General features: G+C 49.4%; 17 protein-coding genes. 5 read left to right on the forward strand and 12 right to left on the reverse strand.

The window, feature by feature from the left end; all coding sequences use genetic code 11:
• Positions 1-190: 190 nt before the first annotated feature.
• Complete coding sequence (locus M1D61_RS19585; protein WP_458120243.1) at positions 191-1,390, reverse strand: ROK family protein; 1,200 nt, start codon at positions 1,388-1,390, stop codon at positions 191-193.
• Positions 1,391-1,612: 222 nt separating this feature from the next.
• Between M1D61_RS19585 and M1D61_RS19590 the strand changes: the two genes are divergently transcribed.
• The gene (locus M1D61_RS19590; RefSeq protein WP_458120244.1) at positions 1,613-2,227 is read left to right on the forward strand and encodes a hypothetical protein; all 615 of its coding nucleotides are present in this window, start codon (positions 1,613-1,615) and stop codon (positions 2,225-2,227) included.
• 227 nt (positions 2,228-2,454) lie between these two features.
• Positions 2,455-3,084 (forward strand): hypothetical protein, encoded by a 630-nt coding sequence (locus tag M1D61_RS19595; protein ID WP_458120245.1) that lies wholly within the window; start codon positions 2,455-2,457, stop codon positions 3,082-3,084.
• Between the two features lie 229 nt (positions 3,085-3,313).
• Here the strand turns inward: M1D61_RS19595 and M1D61_RS19600 are convergent, their stop codons facing one another.
• The 9 genes from M1D61_RS19600 to M1D61_RS19640 all read right to left on the reverse strand — a co-directional run bounded on the left by M1D61_RS19600 (position 3,314) and on the right by M1D61_RS19640 (position 12,279).
• A complete protein-coding gene (locus M1D61_RS19600; protein ID WP_458120246.1) occupies positions 3,314-4,708 on the reverse strand; it encodes a TraB/GumN family protein in 1,395 nt (464 codons plus the stop codon).
• Positions 4,709-4,903: 195 nt separating this feature from the next.
• The gene (locus tag M1D61_RS19605; protein ID WP_458120247.1) at positions 4,904-6,025 is read right to left on the reverse strand and encodes a M23 family metallopeptidase; all 1,122 of its coding nucleotides are present in this window, start codon (positions 6,023-6,025) and stop codon (positions 4,904-4,906) included.
• 153 nt (positions 6,026-6,178) lie between these two features.
• On the reverse strand, positions 6,179-7,429 hold the full coding sequence (locus M1D61_RS19610) for a TraB/GumN family protein (protein WP_458122566.1): 1,251 nt from the start codon (positions 7,427-7,429) through the stop codon (positions 6,179-6,181).
• A gap of 46 nt (positions 7,430-7,475) precedes the next feature.
• Complete coding sequence (locus M1D61_RS19615; protein ID WP_458120248.1) at positions 7,476-8,813, reverse strand: ABC transporter permease; 1,338 nt, start codon at positions 8,811-8,813, stop codon at positions 7,476-7,478.
• On the reverse strand, positions 8,806-9,711 hold the full coding sequence (locus tag M1D61_RS19620; RefSeq protein WP_458120249.1) for an ABC transporter ATP-binding protein: 906 nt from the start codon (positions 9,709-9,711) through the stop codon (positions 8,806-8,808). Before M1D61_RS19620 ends, M1D61_RS19615 begins: the two co-directional genes overlap by 8 nt.
• Positions 9,708-10,676 carry an ABC transporter ATP-binding protein gene (locus M1D61_RS19625; protein WP_458120250.1) on the reverse strand — a complete coding sequence of 323 codons (969 nt, stop codon included), beginning with the start codon at positions 10,674-10,676 and terminating at the stop codon, positions 9,708-9,710. Before M1D61_RS19625 ends, M1D61_RS19620 begins: the two co-directional genes overlap by 4 nt.
• Before the next feature lie 26 nt (positions 10,677-10,702).
• Complete coding sequence (locus M1D61_RS19630; protein WP_458120251.1) at positions 10,703-11,086, reverse strand: GntR family transcriptional regulator; 384 nt, start codon at positions 11,084-11,086, stop codon at positions 10,703-10,705.
• 47 nt (positions 11,087-11,133) lie between these two features.
• Positions 11,134-11,850, reverse strand: a complete 717-nt coding sequence (locus M1D61_RS19635) for a hypothetical protein (protein ID WP_458120252.1) — start codon at positions 11,848-11,850, stop codon at positions 11,134-11,136.
• Positions 11,851-12,090: 240 nt separating this feature from the next.
• A complete protein-coding gene (locus M1D61_RS19640; protein WP_017812600.1) occupies positions 12,091-12,279 on the reverse strand; it encodes a hypothetical protein in 189 nt (62 codons plus the stop codon).
• 468 nt (positions 12,280-12,747) lie between these two features.
• On the opposite strand from M1D61_RS19640, the gene M1D61_RS19645 reads away from it, so the two are divergent.
• Positions 12,748-13,788: a serine hydrolase domain-containing protein gene (locus tag M1D61_RS19645; protein ID WP_458120253.1), complete on the forward strand. Its 1,041-nt coding sequence runs from the start codon at positions 12,748-12,750 to the stop codon at positions 13,786-13,788.
• 27 nt (positions 13,789-13,815) lie between these two features.
• Positions 13,816-15,021 carry an MGDG synthase family glycosyltransferase gene (locus tag M1D61_RS19650; RefSeq protein WP_458120254.1) on the forward strand — a complete coding sequence of 402 codons (1,206 nt, stop codon included), beginning with the start codon at positions 13,816-13,818 and terminating at the stop codon, positions 15,019-15,021.
• Between the two features lie 59 nt (positions 15,022-15,080).
• Here the strand turns inward: M1D61_RS19650 and M1D61_RS19655 are convergent, their stop codons facing one another.
• The gene (locus M1D61_RS19655; RefSeq protein WP_458120255.1) at positions 15,081-15,653 is read right to left on the reverse strand and encodes a xanthine phosphoribosyltransferase; all 573 of its coding nucleotides are present in this window, start codon (positions 15,651-15,653) and stop codon (positions 15,081-15,083) included.
• Between the two features lie 646 nt (positions 15,654-16,299).
• Here M1D61_RS19655 and M1D61_RS19660 point away from each other — a divergent pair.
• On the forward strand, positions 16,300-16,659 hold the full coding sequence (locus M1D61_RS19660; RefSeq protein WP_458120256.1) for a helix-turn-helix domain-containing protein: 360 nt from the start codon (positions 16,300-16,302) through the stop codon (positions 16,657-16,659).
• A gap of 229 nt (positions 16,660-16,888) precedes the next feature.
• Here the strand turns inward: M1D61_RS19660 and M1D61_RS19665 are convergent, their stop codons facing one another.
• Positions 16,889-18,214, reverse strand: coding sequence for a UDP-glucose dehydrogenase family protein (locus tag M1D61_RS19665; RefSeq protein ID WP_458120257.1), 1,326 nt, complete (start codon positions 18,212-18,214; stop codon positions 16,889-16,891).
• Between the last annotated feature and the right edge of the window lie 49 nt (positions 18,215-18,263).

Consider the following 18,263-nt stretch of genomic DNA (forward strand, 5'->3'; position numbering starts at 1 on the left):
GCGCACAAAAAAAGCACGCAAAATGCCCAAGACATTCAGCGTGCTTCGCTTTGATCCTACTCGATCTATCAATATCCATATCTTATTTCAGTAGTATATTATTGTCAATTACTTTCTTGCTTGCTTCCTATGCATTCAGGTCTCACATCCATTGATGCCGCCGTTCAACCCGTTTCTGCTAACATCCGTATTACATCTCCATCTGCGACAGGATCATCACCGCCGCTCCGACCGACACAGCCTTGTCCTGCAGAATCCCTCTGGAAAAAGCGGGTTGAAAGCGTTCCTCGCCATAGATTTGCTTTTTCGCGACCGCTATCGCCGTATCATAGTAACCCGGGTCCGCATTGATCAGTGCGCCGCCCAGAATGACCTTTTCGGGCTGCAGCGTATTGATCAGATTGGCGAGACCAATTCCCATATAGCCGGCTGATTGGTTGAACAGCTCCCGCAGCACCGGGTTGCCTTCATTCAGCGCCTTTACCAGCGTATCAAAATGAATCTGCTCCGGCTGCAGCGGCTCTCCGGCTCCCCTGAGTTCCAGACCGATCATGCTCCTTTGCCGTACCTGCTGTTCCAGTGCCTGGATGGATACGTAGGCTTCCAGCGCACCATAATTTCCTTCATCATGCAGCCGTGCACCACCAGCCTGGACGACCATCTGTCCGACGGCACCCTCCTTGTCCATCGCTCCCCGCACCAGCTGGCCGGATGACAGAATCGCCGAGCGAATCCCTGCTCCGGCATTGACGTACAGCATATGCTGGATGTTATCTTCCCGCATCGCCCAGTGCTCTCCGATGAGCGCTGTATTGGCACCATTATCGAGCCGGGCAGACAATTCGGTACGCTCGGTCAACATCCGGCAGATCGGCACATTCTGCCATCCGGCTGCCGGGAAATGCGCCGGGTTCACAATCGTTCCCTGCTGGTGATCCAGCGGGCCGACGGCGCCAATACCTATACCGAGAATCCGTTTGCGGCTCAGATGGCGCTCTGCCAGTGCTTCCCGGATACGGGCAGCGACGTAATCGACCAGCGCTTCCGGTTCCATCTGTTCATCCATCTGCCAGCGGTGTGTATATAATGCATTCATACGCAGATCGTACAGTCCCAGCACCGAATAGATCCGCGAAATATCCAGTCCGAAAATATACCGGTGGCCGGCATTGATTCGGTACAGTGTCGGTCTTCTGCCGCCGGTCGATGGTCCAAGACCCGATTCGACGATCCAACCTTCATGCAGCAGTTCATCCAGCGTCCGGTTCAGACTGCTGCTTGTAATATCAATATCTTTCATCAGTTCAAGCTTGTAAACGTCATCCTGAACGGCTATTCGGTCATACACCTGCCGTTTTAACGTTTTGGCTGCAGTCTGATACACAATCATTCATTCTCCCTGTCCTTGGTAACTTTGGCTGCGAACAGCACCTTGTTCTATTGTATCTTCCGAACTGCCGAATAACCACCTGTATCCCGCACAGACCTTTTCATAAACAACAATAAAAATGACAGCTTTTACCCAAATTCACCTTGGATATTCCATTTTCTTAGCATTTTGCCGATATGAAGAAAGAAGACAATTATACATAGATTTAAAGGAGAGAAACCATTGAAAAATTATCGTTTGATCACATGGCTACTAAGCGGTGTACTGCTGGCATCGGTTATATTCCAGCTGCCTGCCGTGGCTTCTGCCGACCCTGCTGCGGACTCTTCATCCGTTGTTGCTCCCATTACGTACGAAGATATTCTGACCCAGCCTTCACTTCAGTCAGATCTGAAGCAATACCTGAGCACCTATCGTGAACTGGTAGAACCTGATATGCTGGAGACTTATGATGATTACGTCATCTATTTAACTACGACGCTAAAACACCGGAAATACGAAGGTCTGGCCAATACAGCATATCAAAAATACCGTGTGGATTCCGTCAAGACCCGTGTGCAATCGTATAACGGTATGACCCATTCCGTTATACCCAACTATAAGAAATTTGTTTCATTGATGAAAACGGTAAACCCCGCTGATCCCAAATTGAACAAGCTTCATCAAAATCTTCTTAAAGGAATCAGCCTGCAGCTGGAAGGTTTTCAATTGCTGCAAAAATACTTTAGCAAAGCCAAGCGCGATGATCCTCTCTTTTATAAAGCCAATAATAAACTGAAATCCGGCAAAAAGTGGATCGATCAATATAATACGGAATTATTTAACTATGTAGCCTAATTCTAGATTGCTGTTCCACAGCTGCTAAATACTGATTTCCCTCAGGCGTTCGCAGGATACCACTATCCACTGCAAACGCCTTTGTCATATCTGTCAAATTGAACTGACTTCCTTTTAATGGTAAAGTCTTTCTAAACATCCATGTAGGACATAAAAGGAGGACAATTACATATGAAAAAGTATACTTTTCTGCTGCTAACGCTGGTGATGAGCACGTCACTGCTTGGATGCACCCAGCAAAGCAGCCCCACAGCAAGCAGCAGCAACCAACCAGCAGCAAATACGGATACCAATACAGCCACAACGGCTCCCACGGCAACAACTACCGGCGAATCCGTAGCTTCCGGCAAGCAGGGGGACAAAGTAAGCGAACAACAGGTACAGGCCGCAATACAGTGGCGAAGAAGTACAAAGAAACCGAATATACCGTACCGGACTACAAAAATCTGGATATCGAGTTTCAGATACCTGCGAAAACGGACGATCCGCCAAAGCTCCCGCCTTCCATACAGCAGCACTATGATCAGCTGCTCCAGTATGCTACAGAATCAGCGTTAACCTATAATCTGAAAACTCGCCTGCTTGATGTGCCGCTGCGGTTGGCCATTCATGGGAAATCTCCAGTAAGTCCGCAGCAGTTGGAACTTCATGCTGATCCTGTGCTCAAGGTGAAAGGCATCATGGAAATTGACTACAAGATGAACATCCAGCTGGATCTAACCAAGGAACAGCTTCCTCTGGAAGGCACCATGCAGCTGCAGCAGATCGATGGGCAATGGAAAGTCATTCATGATGCTTACGATTCCACTGACCGGGGCAATCTGGCCAATCGCCTGATGGCAGACAGCAGCAAATAACAGATCAGTAGAACAGATACACTCATCCATTACCCCCGGATCGATATAAAGTATATTCCAACTAAAGTACCCATACTTTAGTTAAAGAAAAGGCTCATCAAGGATCATTAAACCGAACAATCATACAAAAAACCGCCCGACTCAATGATTGAGCCGGGCGGTTTTTGACAGTGTCCATGCCTGGTATACAGCGAAATACATCGTTGATTCTTTTCTGTATCAGCTAAAATTATTTGCGTGTAACGGTGTAGCCTTTTTTCTCAAGCAGTTTGATAATGCCGTCATCGCCCAGATAGTGGGCTGCTCCGACCACGACAAAGTACTGCTGGTTGCTGCTGCTTTTCAGATAGCCATCGATCTTGTTGGCCATGCCGATATTGCGATCGACCAGGATCGCTTTGTGGTATTCCGGCTCAACTACGGTGCTGTTGGTTACTTCCATCAGCGCTTTTTCGTCACCGGTCTTCCACATCTCGGCCATTGCTCTGGTGGTAGCATCCCTTTCCTGATTGCGTTTGTCATCGAATGAAGCCAGTGTGCCGTACAGTAATTTCTCCTGCAGTTCATCGGAGAAATTATTGAGCATCCGCAGCTGGGATTCTTCCGACTCCAGTCCGACTACCGGGATATCGCGCTCTGCAGCCTTTTTGATAAAATGCAGATCAATGCCCAGTTCAGAATCATAACCGGAATCATCGGTTGCAAACGAGGATACGATCATTTCGGCGACCCATGGTTTGAAGCGGTCCAGCGCACCGGACCTCATGTCGTTGGCCTCCAGAATACGGCCAAGCTTCTCGTATGTATAGGAAGAAATATGATTGCGAAGATTGCTGCCATCGTGATACATGCCTGTCTCCAGTACACGCTTCTGGAAGTCTTCTGTCGATTCTCTCGTAATATCCACTTCAACACTCAGGGAATCCGCTTCGGCAAATGCCTGCTCGTATTCCTGGCGCAGCGGGTAGAAGCTGGCATCGGCCACATGCATGGAGCCTACCAGATAGACGGTATTTCCGTTGTTCTTCACTTCCCACATAAAGCCGCGCGCACCGGTCTGGGCAGGTTCTGCTGTCGGTGCTGTACTTGCGTTGGCTGGTGCAGGTGTTGGTGGCGTTGTTGATAATGGTGATGCTACCGCGTTGTCTGTGCTTATTGTGATGCTGTCTGCCGGAGTCGTTGTACTCTCTGTCGCTGGGTTGCTGACTGGTGCGTCAGCAGTCGGTGCAGGTGCGCTGGAAGTCAGCTGAATCGTACAAGATTTGGCATTCCAGCTTACCGCATAACCCGGCAGTTCGCCAAAGGTACGGATCGGCACGTAGGTAACGCCTTTGATCTGGGTTGGCTTGCTTTTGATCTTAATGCTTTTGCCATCCACAATGACGATGATGCTGTCCTTGGATGCCGATACCAGCTGAATGCCCATCGCTTTGAGGGTGGAGCGCAGCGGAACCAGTGTTGTCTGTTTTTGTACGGTTGGTGCACCACCGGTGCGGTATTCCACTTTGTGATCATTGACTTTGACAACCAGCGGCTGTGCTGCGCCAGCCATCGTCGGTGCTGCAGTGGTCAGCAGTCCCGCTGCCAGTACCAGAGGCATTAATTTCTTGTACCAGGATTTCATCGCAAAACTCCTTCTGAATATTATCTTTTTTTGGATGCGAACGGGCTGTCTTTCTCCTTTGAATTCCGACATGCAGACCAAGCTGGACGTGTCTCTTTAACTATTGCATATCCCCTTTGGAATCACAATATTTTCTTGCAGAACAAGAAGATATTGTGAGTTATAACATGGCAATATGCCTGGGCGTCCAAATGATTATTCGGATTCTACTATCTTGCTGTTGGTCGCGTCGACAGTCTCGCCTTTGACCGGGTCCAGATCATTGACCCAGTGGATACGGATCGATGGATCGGTCATTATATCCGGTCCGCTGGATACCTGGAAATGCATATGGGCTTCGCTGGAATTACCGGAGTTGCCGACTTTGCCTATAGGATCGCCCGCCTGGACAGAATCGCCTGGTTTCACGGTAACCGATCCTTTTTGCAAATGGCCCAGTATGCTATATTCACCGCCGTGATCGATCACGACCATATTACCGCCCGGCTGCTTTGGATTCATTTCACCGACTGGATCGTTATCGGCGATATTATTAACGATCGATACCACCTTGCCATCTGCTGGTGCAAGCACCGGATGGCCGAATGCATAATAGCTTTCGTTCTTTTTCGGATCTCCGCTGTAGGACATACCATCCTTCACCTGTACGAGATCATAGGCGTACCGCTGGGATTCTACGGCATAATGATAATTTTGCATCACATTGGTGCCTCCCCAGAATACATACCATTCCCCGTCAAATGGCATCCGGTAGGTAGTTTTGGACAGTGTATTATCGGTCGCCGGGAACTGCTCGATCGGCTGCAGCTGCATGCCGGCAATCTGGCCATCCTTCTCCAGTATGCTGGTCAATCCCAGCTTGTTATTATCGCTGATCCAGTTGTACTGGAGGTATCCATTCAATTCACCATTCAATTCAATTTCGTCGCCCAGAGACTTGAAGGATTGAATACCCTGCAGCATGGACTTGGAGCTCTGCAAATCTTTTTCGGATACCTGCTTTTTGAATTCATTTGTCATCTGGGCATAAAGCTGACTTGTCTGACCGGACAGTAGGGCTGCCGGAATATCCTCCGCCCGCAATTTGCCTGCTGTCGTACCCTTGGCTGTATTACCGTTGTCCTTCATGTCTGTCCCTTCCTCCTTTTGCTGTGACGCAGTCGTTGCTGCTTCATTCGTTGTACCGGGTGAAGCGCTGTTGGTACTGTCTTGTCCGCAGCCGGCGAGAAGTATGGCTGCCAGCATACCGGAAGTGAGCAGATACTTATGTTTTGTCTTTTGTCGCTTGTTTACTGATGTGAGGTGTATGATTTCCATTGAATATTCCTCCTTGATCACATGAGTACAGACAAGGTTTCAGGTACAAAGAAAGAGCTGTCTTGAAGTCAAACAGCTCTTTTGCAAATGCCACGTTAACAAACAGTTCCTAATATATGCATCTTTACTGCGATAAACCTGTTTGGAGAGTGATTATTTCCGTACAACTTTGTATCCTTTATTCTCTAGCAGCTGGATAATTCCATGCTCACCCATATAATGCCCGGCACCTACCACGATAAAGTATTCTTCCTTTTTGCCATTTTTCAGATAACCATCGATCTTGTTCGCCATACCGATATTCCGGTCTACCAGCATCGCCTGGTTGTATTCTGCGTCACCGGCCATAAGGTTGGTGAATTCCAATAACGCCTCTTCATTACCGGTTTTCCACATTTCTGCCATATGGCCGATTGCATTGTCCTCTTCATCGTAATGATCCAGCGCGGTATTAAGGTTTTTCTCCTGGAGCTCCCGGGAGAAGTTATTGAACATATTCAGCTGGGATTCATAGCTTTCCAGCTCGATAATCGGAATTTTGCGCTCCATTGCCTGCTGGATAAAATGCAAATCAATACCGGCAGATGCCTCATACCCACCTTTGGCTGACTTCAGGGTAATGACCGTCACTTCCGCTACCCATGGCTTGAAAGGGTCCAGGGCATCCGGTTTCATACCGTTTTTCTTCAGAATCTCACCGAGCTTGGCATACGTCTCGCTGGAGATATGATCCTTGATGGTGCTGCCATCCTGATACATACCCAGCTCCATAACCAGCTTTTGCTGCTCTTCACCGGCTGCCTTGCTGATATCCACCTCTACACCCAGATGATCGGCTTCAGCAAAAGCTTCTTCGTATTCTTTGCGCAGCGGGTAGAAGCTGTCATCCGCCAGATGCATGGAGCCGACAAGATAGACAGTGTTGCCGTTGCTCTCCACTTCCCACATGAAACCGCGGCCGCCAGCCTGGGATGTCTCCGATGCAGGGGCAGTCGCAGTAGCGGCTCCACCATTTTGAGAGATCATCTGGACCGTGCGTGTTTTCGCATCCCAATGGACTTTGTAGCCTGCTGCATCGCCGACAATCCGGATTGGCACATAGGCAACACCGTCGATTTGTGTCAGTTTGCTTTGCAGGGTAACGCTTTTGCCATTTACAACGACAGTAATGCTGTTTTTGGTCGTGCCGGCCAGTTTGGCATCCATTGCTTTCAACGTAGAGCGGAGCGGTACGAGCATTGTTTTCTCATTAATAACCGGTGTGCCGGTGCCATAATCGATCTTCTGGTCATTTACTTTGACGATCGTTGGCTGCGGCGGTGCGGCCATGGCTGGAGCGGATGTGCCTGCGAGCAGGCTGGCTGAGATGGTCAGGGACAGAAGCATTTTTCTCCATAGTTTCATTTGCATGGGATCAGGTCTCCTTTAATGGTAGATAGTATGAAGCGCTTTAGATCTTGTAGGCTTTCATCGCTTTGCGAATTTCTTTCCAGCTTGGACGCTTGCCGTACATTAGTACACCGGTACGGTAGATCTTGGCTGACAACCAGCCGAATACAAAGATCGCAATCAGCAGAATAACGATCGAGATCGTCAGTTCCCACCATGGCATGTTACCAAGTCCAATCCGTACAATGGCTGTTGTCGGCGAGAAGAACGGGATATAGGAAGAAATCTTCATCAGCAGCGAATCCGGATTGGTCATGCTGAAGATTCCGATGTAAAAAGCAGCCAGCGTCAGCACGGTGAGCAGCGATACCGCCTGTCCCAGATCTTCGGTACGGCTGACAATGGAACCAACCGCCGCATACAGTGTGGAGTACAGGAAGTATCCCAGCACATAATAGATCAGTCCGAGCACGGCGACTTCCCATGACAGATTGCCGATATGAATATCAAACTGTGCCAGCACCTGCTGGTAATATGGCAGCATCAGATGAACGAGGAACACGGCTGCATACAGCCCCATCTGTGTTAATCCCACCAGGAAGATACCGATAATTTTGCCGAACATCTGTGTAAGTGGAGATACGCTCGTAATCAGAATCTCCATAACTCTGGAACTCTTCTCTGCCGTGATCTCTGAAGCGATCATATTACCGGTCATCGTCAGGGAGATGAAGAACAGAATAATGAGCAGGTAGACGAGAATATAATTTTCCAGAGTAAGCTGGCTCGGCTGGCCGTCCGGACGATCCATATCATCCAGTGCGACCCGGGTCAGGCTGACCGGTGTGCTGATTTCATTCAGCTGTGCTTCGGTCAATTGGCCGGTGGTGACAGATCGGACCTTGGCTGTCTGGGCCGCGGCCTGCAGCATACTCTGTACAGTTAGATTATTTTTCTTGCTGACATAGGTAATCGATGGGAATGTATCTCCGGCAGCAGGCTTTTGCAGCAGCAGATAACCATCGAGCTTGTCATCCTCGATCTGCTTGCCCAGCTGCGCAGGATCTGCAGGCTTGGTCTGCCATTCGATCCGAGTCTGTTCGCTTCCGGTCAGTGCCATGCCAGCTCCGGAGCTGCTGTTACTGTCTCCGGGTGCAGGTTCAGCAGGCTGCTTGCCCATACTTTCGCGAATCTGTTCGGCAACTTCCGTATACGAACCGGAAGCGATCCCGATACGAACCAGATCCTTGTCCGATTGACCGGAGAATAACTGGATAAAATATGGAACATTCAATCCGATTACGAGCAACAGCAGCAGGGTAAGCGTCGTCCAGCGAAAAGCCTTGGTCTTCGTTTTGTTCCGATACGTAAATCCGATAACTGCACCTAATTTATTCATGAGATGATCCTACCACCTTAATAAAGATTTCATTCAGCGTCGGTTCCTTAATCTCAAACTGATCTACTGCTCCCTGTGACATCGCCATTTGCAGGATATGCTGTGCAGCCTGCTCCTGTTCGATCCGAATCAGATAACGGCCGTTGTCCTGGCGGGTCACTTCAGTGACTCCTTCTATCGTCTCCAGTCCCTGTACTTCTCCGCCAGTGCGCAGCACAACCTTTTCACGGGGATAGCTGTTTTTGATCGTTGTCAGATCACCCTGCAGAACAGGTTTGGACCGGCGCAATACGGTAATATGCCGGCACAGTTCCTCCACATGCTCCATCCGGTGAGTGGAGAACAGGATAGCGGTCCCTTCCTTGCGCAGCTCCAGCACCACCTGCTTGAGCATCTCCACATTGACCGGGTCCAGACCGCTGAACGCTTCATCCAGAATCAAAATCTTCGGCCGGTGAATCACGGCAGCGATGAAGCCCATTTTCTGCTGATTGCCCTTTGATAATTCTTCGATTCGCTTCTCCCAATATTCCATCGCGTCAAAGCGCTCCAGCCAGTAATCGAGGCTCTGCCGGGCATCGGCTGCCTTCATTCCGCGCAGCTGTGCCAGATACAGCATCTGATCGCTGATCTTGACCTTGGGATATAATCCCCGCTCTTCCGGCAGATATCCCATCATGGACTGCAGCTCGGTACGATAAGGCTGTCCGTGATAGCGGATGCTGCCTCCATCCGGGTGAATCAGTCCAAGTACCATCCGCATGGTCGTTGTTTTGCCTGCTCCATTGGCTCCGAGCAGTCCGTAGATTTCGCCTTCTTCCACTTCCAGCGACAGATGATCTACGGCGGTATGTCCAGCATATTGCTTGATAATTTGGTCCAGCGTCAACGGATTCATGAATGTGCCCCCTTGCCTGTTTTCAGATGGTGATCCTTTACCCAGCAGGACAGCAGTTCTTCCCATTCGAGCCCGTGTACCTGTGTTATGATACCGCTCTCTTCGGCTGTCTGCTGAAGGATGTGTGCATTAGAAGTGATAATACGTACCGAACCGTCCGGCTTACCATCCCATTCAATAATGCCCGGGCATTCCCGCAGCCCTTTCAGCGCCTGCATATCCTTTGTTGGATTAAACCATACTTCTTTCCACTGTTGATACAACTCATCCTTTTCCTGCATGCCGCAGATCTGCCCTTCGTGCATCAGCACCACATAATCGGCCAGCCGCTGCACTTCTTCCATCCGATGAGTGGTGATCAGTATGGTCAGGTCTCCCTGCTCCATTGCCTGGTTCAGCATGACGATCATATCTTTCCAGGCAAAAGGGTCCAGCCCGGATGATGGCTCATCCAGCAGCAGCAGTCTCGGCTGGGCTGCAATCGCTGCAGCCAACTCAAACTTCTGGCGCTGCCCTTTGGAAATTTTGGAAAGAAGCGCGTCTGCCGGAACATCAAATGCCTGCAGCATCTGCTCAAATTGCTGCTGATCCCAGCCCGGGTACCACTGAGAGCGGAACTGGGCCGCTTTGCGAGCGGTCATGCGGTCTTCTTCACGTGACGGCTTCTCCGATACATAGGCGATCTGCTGTCTAAGCTCAAGCGGCATCTCTCCCTCTACTGTCTGCCCAAACCAGCTGATCTCTCCGCGATCCGGGTACAGGGTACGCAGCAGCATATGGAGCAGCGTACTTTTACCTGTACCATTCTCACCGACGAGAGCGGTGATGCAGCCCTGCGGCAGTGACCAGTTCAGTGGGCCGATCATATGCTGTCTGCGCCCCTTGCATACGTCTTTGAGTACGATAACCGACTCCATATCGGCTGCACCAATATTCTTCATGTCATAAGCGGTAGTCCTGTTCATTGTCCATCATCTCCTGTTTAAGAATCCTATTCACGAGTATCCAGTATTTCTTGAAAAAGCTGTTCCAGCTGCTGGCGGTTCCAGCCGAGACTGTAGCTGCGGTTGATCGTTTCGTTCATAAGCTGCCTGATATTCTCCTCGCCCATTCGGGTTCGTGTCTCCTGCTCGACTCGGGTGACAAAGGTACCTGTACCCTGCCTTGTCCGTAGCAACCCTTCATTTTCCATATCCTGATAGACCCTGCGAACCGTAATGACACTGCATTTGAGATCAGAAGCAAATTCACGGATCGAAGGCAGCAGGGTTCCCTCTTCCAGCTGACCGCTGATAATCAGCGCCCGCAGCTGGTTTTCGACCTGACGATATAACGGCTCTGCGCTGTTTTCATTAATTTGTACCGGTATTCTCATGATTGTATCCTCCGTATCGTATACTTCTTGCCCTCCCTGTGTCGTATTCACATTAGATCACGTCGTTTGGCTTTCCGATCGGTCATCCAAAATGCGATAAATACCGCCGCACTTCCCGCTGCCAGCAAAATCCAGGGAAGCGGCGAAACCAGTTCGCTTTGCAGCGATTGACGCAGCAGCTGACCTGAGATATTCCGGTTGCTGAACGATCCGATAGCGCCAATGATAATAATCACTGCCATCACGATCAGGTTATACATTCGGTACTGCTTGTAATTGGTGGTGAACTCCCAATAAATGTAGATGCTCAATAGTATTAATCCGATACCCGCCCAGGAAAGAGCAAAAGCGAGATAACCGCTCAGTGTCATATCCGGGATATGCCGGGCACCGAGCACATAGATGACGGTGAAAAATAAAAGCGAGTTATAAATGAACATAATCAGCATCTGCTGCAACCGGCTCCCCAGCACCGCTGCGAACGGAATCGGCAGTGTACGGTAGTAGGCGAGCATCTCGGTGTACATATCTTCCTGCATCATCCGGAAGGCCCGACGGGAATAATCAGTCCCCAGCATCAATGCCGATATCAGCATAATAAAGTCGATTAAGCCGGAATCCAGAACTTCATCAACGCTTACAAAGTAAATACCTCCTACCAGCAAGCTCATATACAGCATGAATGCGGTCGCCCATACAAACATCATCCGGTTCTGTGTGATTTCCTTGCGGGTGATTACCCAGCCATTTTTAAAGTCGAACATGATTACACCCTCTCTGTGATCATTGTGTATAGTGTATATATTGTGTATACCCTTAAGCACAGTATATACACACTATACACACTATGCAACCCCTTTTGGAAAAAAAATAAAAAAAGCCCCCTGGCAAGAGCTGCCAGGGGGCATGTATTTTGCAATTTCAGTATGATTAAAATCGAATTCGGGTGTTTCTTTGAATGTGAGCGGTAGCCGCTCCTTTCAATGTGCTTATACACAGGTTCATTAAGAGACGGATGAATTCAGTCGGATCAGCTCATCCTCCACAAGAAGCGTGAGTTCTTCTTCGTATCCTCCAGTTATGTGGTATTTTCGCACATATTCCTTCACGAATTTCTTTGGATCCTTAGGCCGGAAGATTCTTGTCATCTCCCGTAGACTTTCCTTGACTTCATTATGACCTTTAGTTGCCATGGAATTCCCTCCCCAAAACGTGCCTTGTTTTTGAGAACGCCGAAAAGATCCGTGATGTGTAGTGTGATATGAAGTTGTGTCGTCTGTGATCTTTTAGCACTTTCGGTAGGCATTTATCCTTAACAATACCCCTGTAAAGTGGTGCTGAATCAATCCGGCTGCCTGCTCCTATTTTGTTGCACAAGGCCGATGTTGCCTGTATAACTCTGGAATCTCTGTAATGAGTGTGCCTCTCTGGCGCACCGACTGTTCAGGCATGGCTGTCTACAATCAGTACTTATCTAAGCACCATCTAGGTTCATCATACCACATATTGTGGCGGCATATCATCTTTCTGGAAGAAGTTATTTAGCACGTAAGACTTTAATTTTTGGGAAAACAGCTTCTATTCGTAAGGATTCCGGAGCAAGCATAGCATTGCCCTCCAAATCGGGTAAAGAACAGTAACCTATTCAAAGGAGAATACCCATGAACGAGAAGATACCCATTCTAATCTCATCCAATCTGCTGCGTCCTGCGCTGCCTGTTGAGATTGCCCGAAATCCGGCAATTGATGAACAGCAGCTCCGCAAGACCGATCAGCGGCTGGAACGGGAATATCCGCGTATCAACAGCTTCCTCGTCGCCCAGAGTGGACAACTGGTGTACGAGAGCTATTATAATGGCAATACAGTCGGCAATCTGGCAGATCTGCGCTCGGCGACCAAGAGCTTTACGTCCGTTCTCGTCGGCATCGCCAGGCAGCAGGGTTTGTTTCATGATATTGATGAACCGATTGATCATTATCTGGCAGACCTGTTTCCCGCCCATCCATCTGCAGAGCTGCGCTCGACGACAGTTCGGCATTTGCTGACAATGACTGCCGGCTTTGCCTGGAAGACGGGCAAAAAGCTGGGCGAGCCGGATATTCACCAGTTTCACCGTACCCGCCACTGGGCGCGTGCTGCGCTGCGACGTCCGATTCTGCCGGAGACGCGGAATATTTTCCAGTATCGCAGCATCGATACCCATCTGCTATCGGTACTGATCAGTCGCTGGACCGGCCGGGATGCCTTTAGCTATGCCAGAGACACTTTATTCGGACCACTCGGTATTGAGCAGGCCGCCTGGTCACCGTCACCTGAAGGAGATTCCATGGGACATGTCGGTCTCTGCCTGACCCCACGGGATATGCTGCGCTTTGGCGTCTGCTGCCTGCAGCAGGGCAGATGGAAGGAACAACAGATTATCCCGACCGATTGGCTGGAGCAGTCATTTACGCCCCAATCCGAAGGATATGCCGGTTATGGCTATTATGGATATGGCTGGTGGACCGGGAAGCAGGACGGGCTGGAGTATGCCTGTGCACATGGACATGGCGGGCAGGAAATTATTATTTTGCCACAGCTGGATACGGTTATTGTATTTACATCGGACAGCAAAGTCCGCAAATATAAAAATCCCCGGCATCTGCTGCCGGAAATGCTGTTCCCTGCGCTTCAGGAAGCCCAAGAAGCGCAAGGTGAATGAATCCAAGCAGGAAAGGAATATCCTCTTATGCAGCATGGTTCACCCTGTGTTCTGATTGTATACGCAAGTTACGGCGATGGACATCTGCAGGCTGCCCGGTCACTTCGGGACAGCCTGCATGAGCGGGGCATCCAGCGGGTGATTCTGCTGGATCTGATGGCAGAATCACATCCCTGGATTAATGAGATAACCCGGTTTGTCTATATGCAGAGCTTCAAGACGATTCCACATTTGTACGGCTGGGTATATTACCGAACACGCGAAATGAAGGCAGGCACCCTGCTCTCCAACTGGCTGCATTCTTTTGGCATTCGTCGTCTGCGTGAAGTGATGGAGTGTGAACAGCCGCATCTGGTTATACATACCTTTCCCCAGCTGGCTCTGCCGCATCTTCGGACTCGCTGGGGGCTGACGATTCCACTCGTGAATATTGTGACCGATTATGATCTGCATGGACGCTGGCTGCATCCACAAATCGATCATTATTATGTACCTTCCGCAGAGATGAAGGAAGAGGCGGTACGCCGCGGCATTGCAGCCGAGAAGATCAGTGTGGCCGGCATTCCACTGCATCATAGCTTTGAGCAGCCGGAGCCGGACGAAATGCAGCGCAGACTGCAGCGCCGGACATTACGGCAGGAGGCCGGACTGGATCCGGAGCTCACAACCGTCCTTCTGCTGGCCGGAGCCTATGGTGTACTGAAAAATGTGCAGGAAATATGCGAAATTGTCAACCGGCGTACCGATACGCAGCTGATCGTGATTTGCGGCAAAAACAGGGAACTGTGCGAGGATCTGGACAAGCAATATGCCCATCATCCGAATATACGGATTGAAGGATTTACGGATCGAATGAACCAGTGGATGACTATGAGCGACTGTGTCATCACCAAGCCGGGCGGTCTGACGATGGCAGAATGTATCAGCTGCAAACTGCCGGCATTCCTGATGAACCCGGTACCCGGACAGGAACGGGAGAATGCGCTCTATCTCGAGGCCAGACAGGCCGCACAGATCTGCAGTACTCCTCAGGAACTGAATACCGCGCTGAGACATGCACTTGATCAGCCGGACATACTGGCAGCCATGCGCCGGCAGATGGGCATGCTGCGTACCCCGCCTGCCTCCGCGCAGATTGCAGAGGAGCTAATTGGGCGTTACCTCACCCATGTGACCGATGAAGCGGCTGCCATACGGCCCAGGCTGGCTTTTCAGGATAGCCGTTATGTCTAAAACTGCAAAAGTGAGTTCTCACTCGGACAGCCTGAGTGACCTGACCGGACAGCCACAGATCAATCTGCGAACTGTACCTGTCCATCTGCAAGGCCAGCGATGCGAACGAGGGATTCCAGCCGGTAGCCTTCATCTGTCAGCAATTTGGCGCCGGGTTGGAATGACTTCTCAATCACTATGCCTATCCCGGCCACCTGTGCTCCCGCCTGCCGCACGATACGTGCCAGGGCAAAAGCCGCTTCGCCGTTGGCCAGGAAATCATCAATAATCAACACCCGGTCTCCGGGATGAATAAACTTTTTGGATACGGTAATATCGTTGCTCTGCTGCTTCGTATACGAATAGACAGTCTCCACATAGATATCCTCCGTCAGGGTCAGCGATTTTTGCTTACGCGCAAAAATCAGCGGCACACTCAGCTCCAGCGCGGTCATAATACCGGGGGCAATTCCGGACGATTCAATCGTCAGCACACGCGTCACATTTTCACCGGCAAAGCGGCGTGTAAACTCCCTGCCGATCTCCTTCATCAGTACAGGGTCCATCTGGTGGTTGAGAAAGGAATCGACCTTGAGTACATTGCCCTCCAGTACGATACCTTCATTGATTACTTTGTTCCGCAGCAGCTCCATATTGATCTCAACTCCATCTCTTTTGGATTACATTGTATATACCACATTCATGGCTCAACATCCACACTGCAAACTTGTATCCACTGTCGAACCTGTTCATGATGGCCGCTATCCTATGGGAAATAAAGCGTTAGCCCTGTCCTTCCTGCCAAAGTCGCATCCTTCCGGCCGCATTTGCCTGTATCGCTGAATCCTTTTTTGACTGCAATCTCCAGATTATTTATCAATCTGCTGATAATTCAGCCGAAAACTTATGATTTTGAAATCAAATCCGATATATAATAGGGTGCTGCATTTGCAGAGGTGCCTGTTTATTTTAGTATCTTGTTATCAAACTGTACGCAAACTGAATAATAGTTTATAACAGTATTACATATGATGTTTATCTCTTTTCTCCCGTTTAGAGTTTATACTGCTTATAAATCTATTATTTATATTTTTTTGTAAAAATTGCCTATACTATAGTAAATAGGCGTATACTATTGAAAATGGAAGTATATTGGTTATGTGACACAGCTATAGAAGTTATCCAAAGTAGGCAATAATATCACACCATGATATACTTTATATATTGTTTGCGGCTTTTCTCCTACTTCTTCTATTATTCAAGTCGCATACATTATTGCTTCATTAGGAGGTCTTTGTATTGTTCGCCCAACGCCTCAAACAACTTCGCAAACGGCGAAATATGTCGATGAAAGAAGTCGCAGATTATATTGGAGTAGCCAAGAGCACCTATGCAGGCTACGAGTCCGGCTATCGTCAACCTACACTTGAAACAATTCAGGCTATCGCTCGCAAGCTGAACACTACTTCGGATTATCTGCTTGGCTTGACAGAGCAGTACGATCCCATTTCCTCCAATACAAACGCTCGTGAATTTCTCAACCATGCCCATCTTCACTGGGATGGTGTTCCCCTCGAAGCTGATGATCTTCAGTTGATCCGTCAGCTGCTGGAGCGTGTGGTACGGGATCGTGCGCACCCTGAAGAAGAACATCATTAATCTTTCACTTCTTTCCTGCCCAACATCATGATTATAATATAGATTCTTACCTACCTATTTCTCTATACTATATGCAGCAATATAAGCCGGTCTGATCGGTCATAAGCAGACCGGCTTATTCGTATATTTTGCGATGCTTGATCGGCCGAAAAGCAGCATAAAAAACCCACCCGGCAGCCTGCAGCAGCTGTCGGGTGGGTTTTTTGACAATAATTGGTTCAAATTTAGGTTAATTGGCTACTATAAAACTATCACGCAAGAGTGATGGACGACCCATGGAATGGTAGTTCAGACCAGTCGCCTTGATTCGTTCGGCACTGTACACATTTCGTCCGTCGATCATTACAGGGTTGTTCATAACCGCCTGAACTTCCACCAGATCCACGTTTACGAACTCGCCCCATTCGGTGAGCAGGCAGATCGCATCGCAGCCACGCGCGGCTTCCAGTGCATTTGCTGCATAAGTGACGGATGGGTGATCGTATTCACGACGGAAATTATCTGCTGCTACCGGATCGAATACCTGTGGCAGAGCACCAAATTCAACCAGTTTCGGCACGATCTCCAGGGATGGTGCATCACGAACATCATCGGTATCCGGCTTGAATGCCAGACCCCAGACAGCAATCTTTTTGCCGCTGAGGGTACCGAGTGAATCCAGCAGCTTGTCGATGACTGCCCAGCGCTGGGATTGGTTGACTTCAACAACCGACTTGAGCAGTTTGAAGTCATACTCTACGTTACCGGCAATCTGGATCAGTGCATGAGTATCTTTCGGGAAGCATGAACCACCGTAACCGATACCTGCATTCAGGAAGGAAGCGCCGATACGACGGTCCATCCCCATACCTTTGGCTACCTGATCCACATCAGCGCCTACTTTGTCGCAGATGTTGGCAATCTCATTGATAAAGGAGATTTTGGTCGCCAGGAAGGCGTTGGATGCGTACTTGATCATCTCGGCACTACGGATATCCGTGATGACCAGGTTCTCTGTGAGCGGTCTGTGCAGAGCGATCAGCATGTCAGCTGCTTGTTGTGTCTCTACACCGATAACGAGACGATCCGGGTTGAATGCATCTTTGACTGCAGAACCTTCACGCAGGAATTCCGGCATGGATGCTGTAGCAAACGGTTGATCGGTCAGGCTGGCGATGATACTGTTGACGCGCTCGTTGGTACCAACAGGTACAGTACTTTTAACAGCTACTACGGTGTAACCATTAATTGAAAGCGCAATCTCGCGTGCAGCGGCCTCGATGTACTCCAGATTCGCTTCACCGGATGGCAGTGGCGGCGTACCTACCGCGATGATAACCAGATCGGATTCAGGTACGGAAGCACTCAGATCCGTTGTAAAGGAAAGGCGTCCTTCTTCGACGTTGCGCAGCATGATTTCCTGAAGGCCCGGCTCATAGATTGGAACACCGCCATTTTTCAGTGTTTCGATTTTTGCAGGAATCTTGTCGACACAAGTCACTGTATTACCGACTTCTGCGAAGCAAACACCAGACACCAGACCAACATAACCTGTACCAATAACCGTAATTTTCATTATTCACACTCCCATTTCTGTTTGTTGTTGAGTATTGAAAGCGATACTA

The sequence above is a fragment of the Paenibacillus sp. Z6-24 genome, assembly GCF_054161335.1.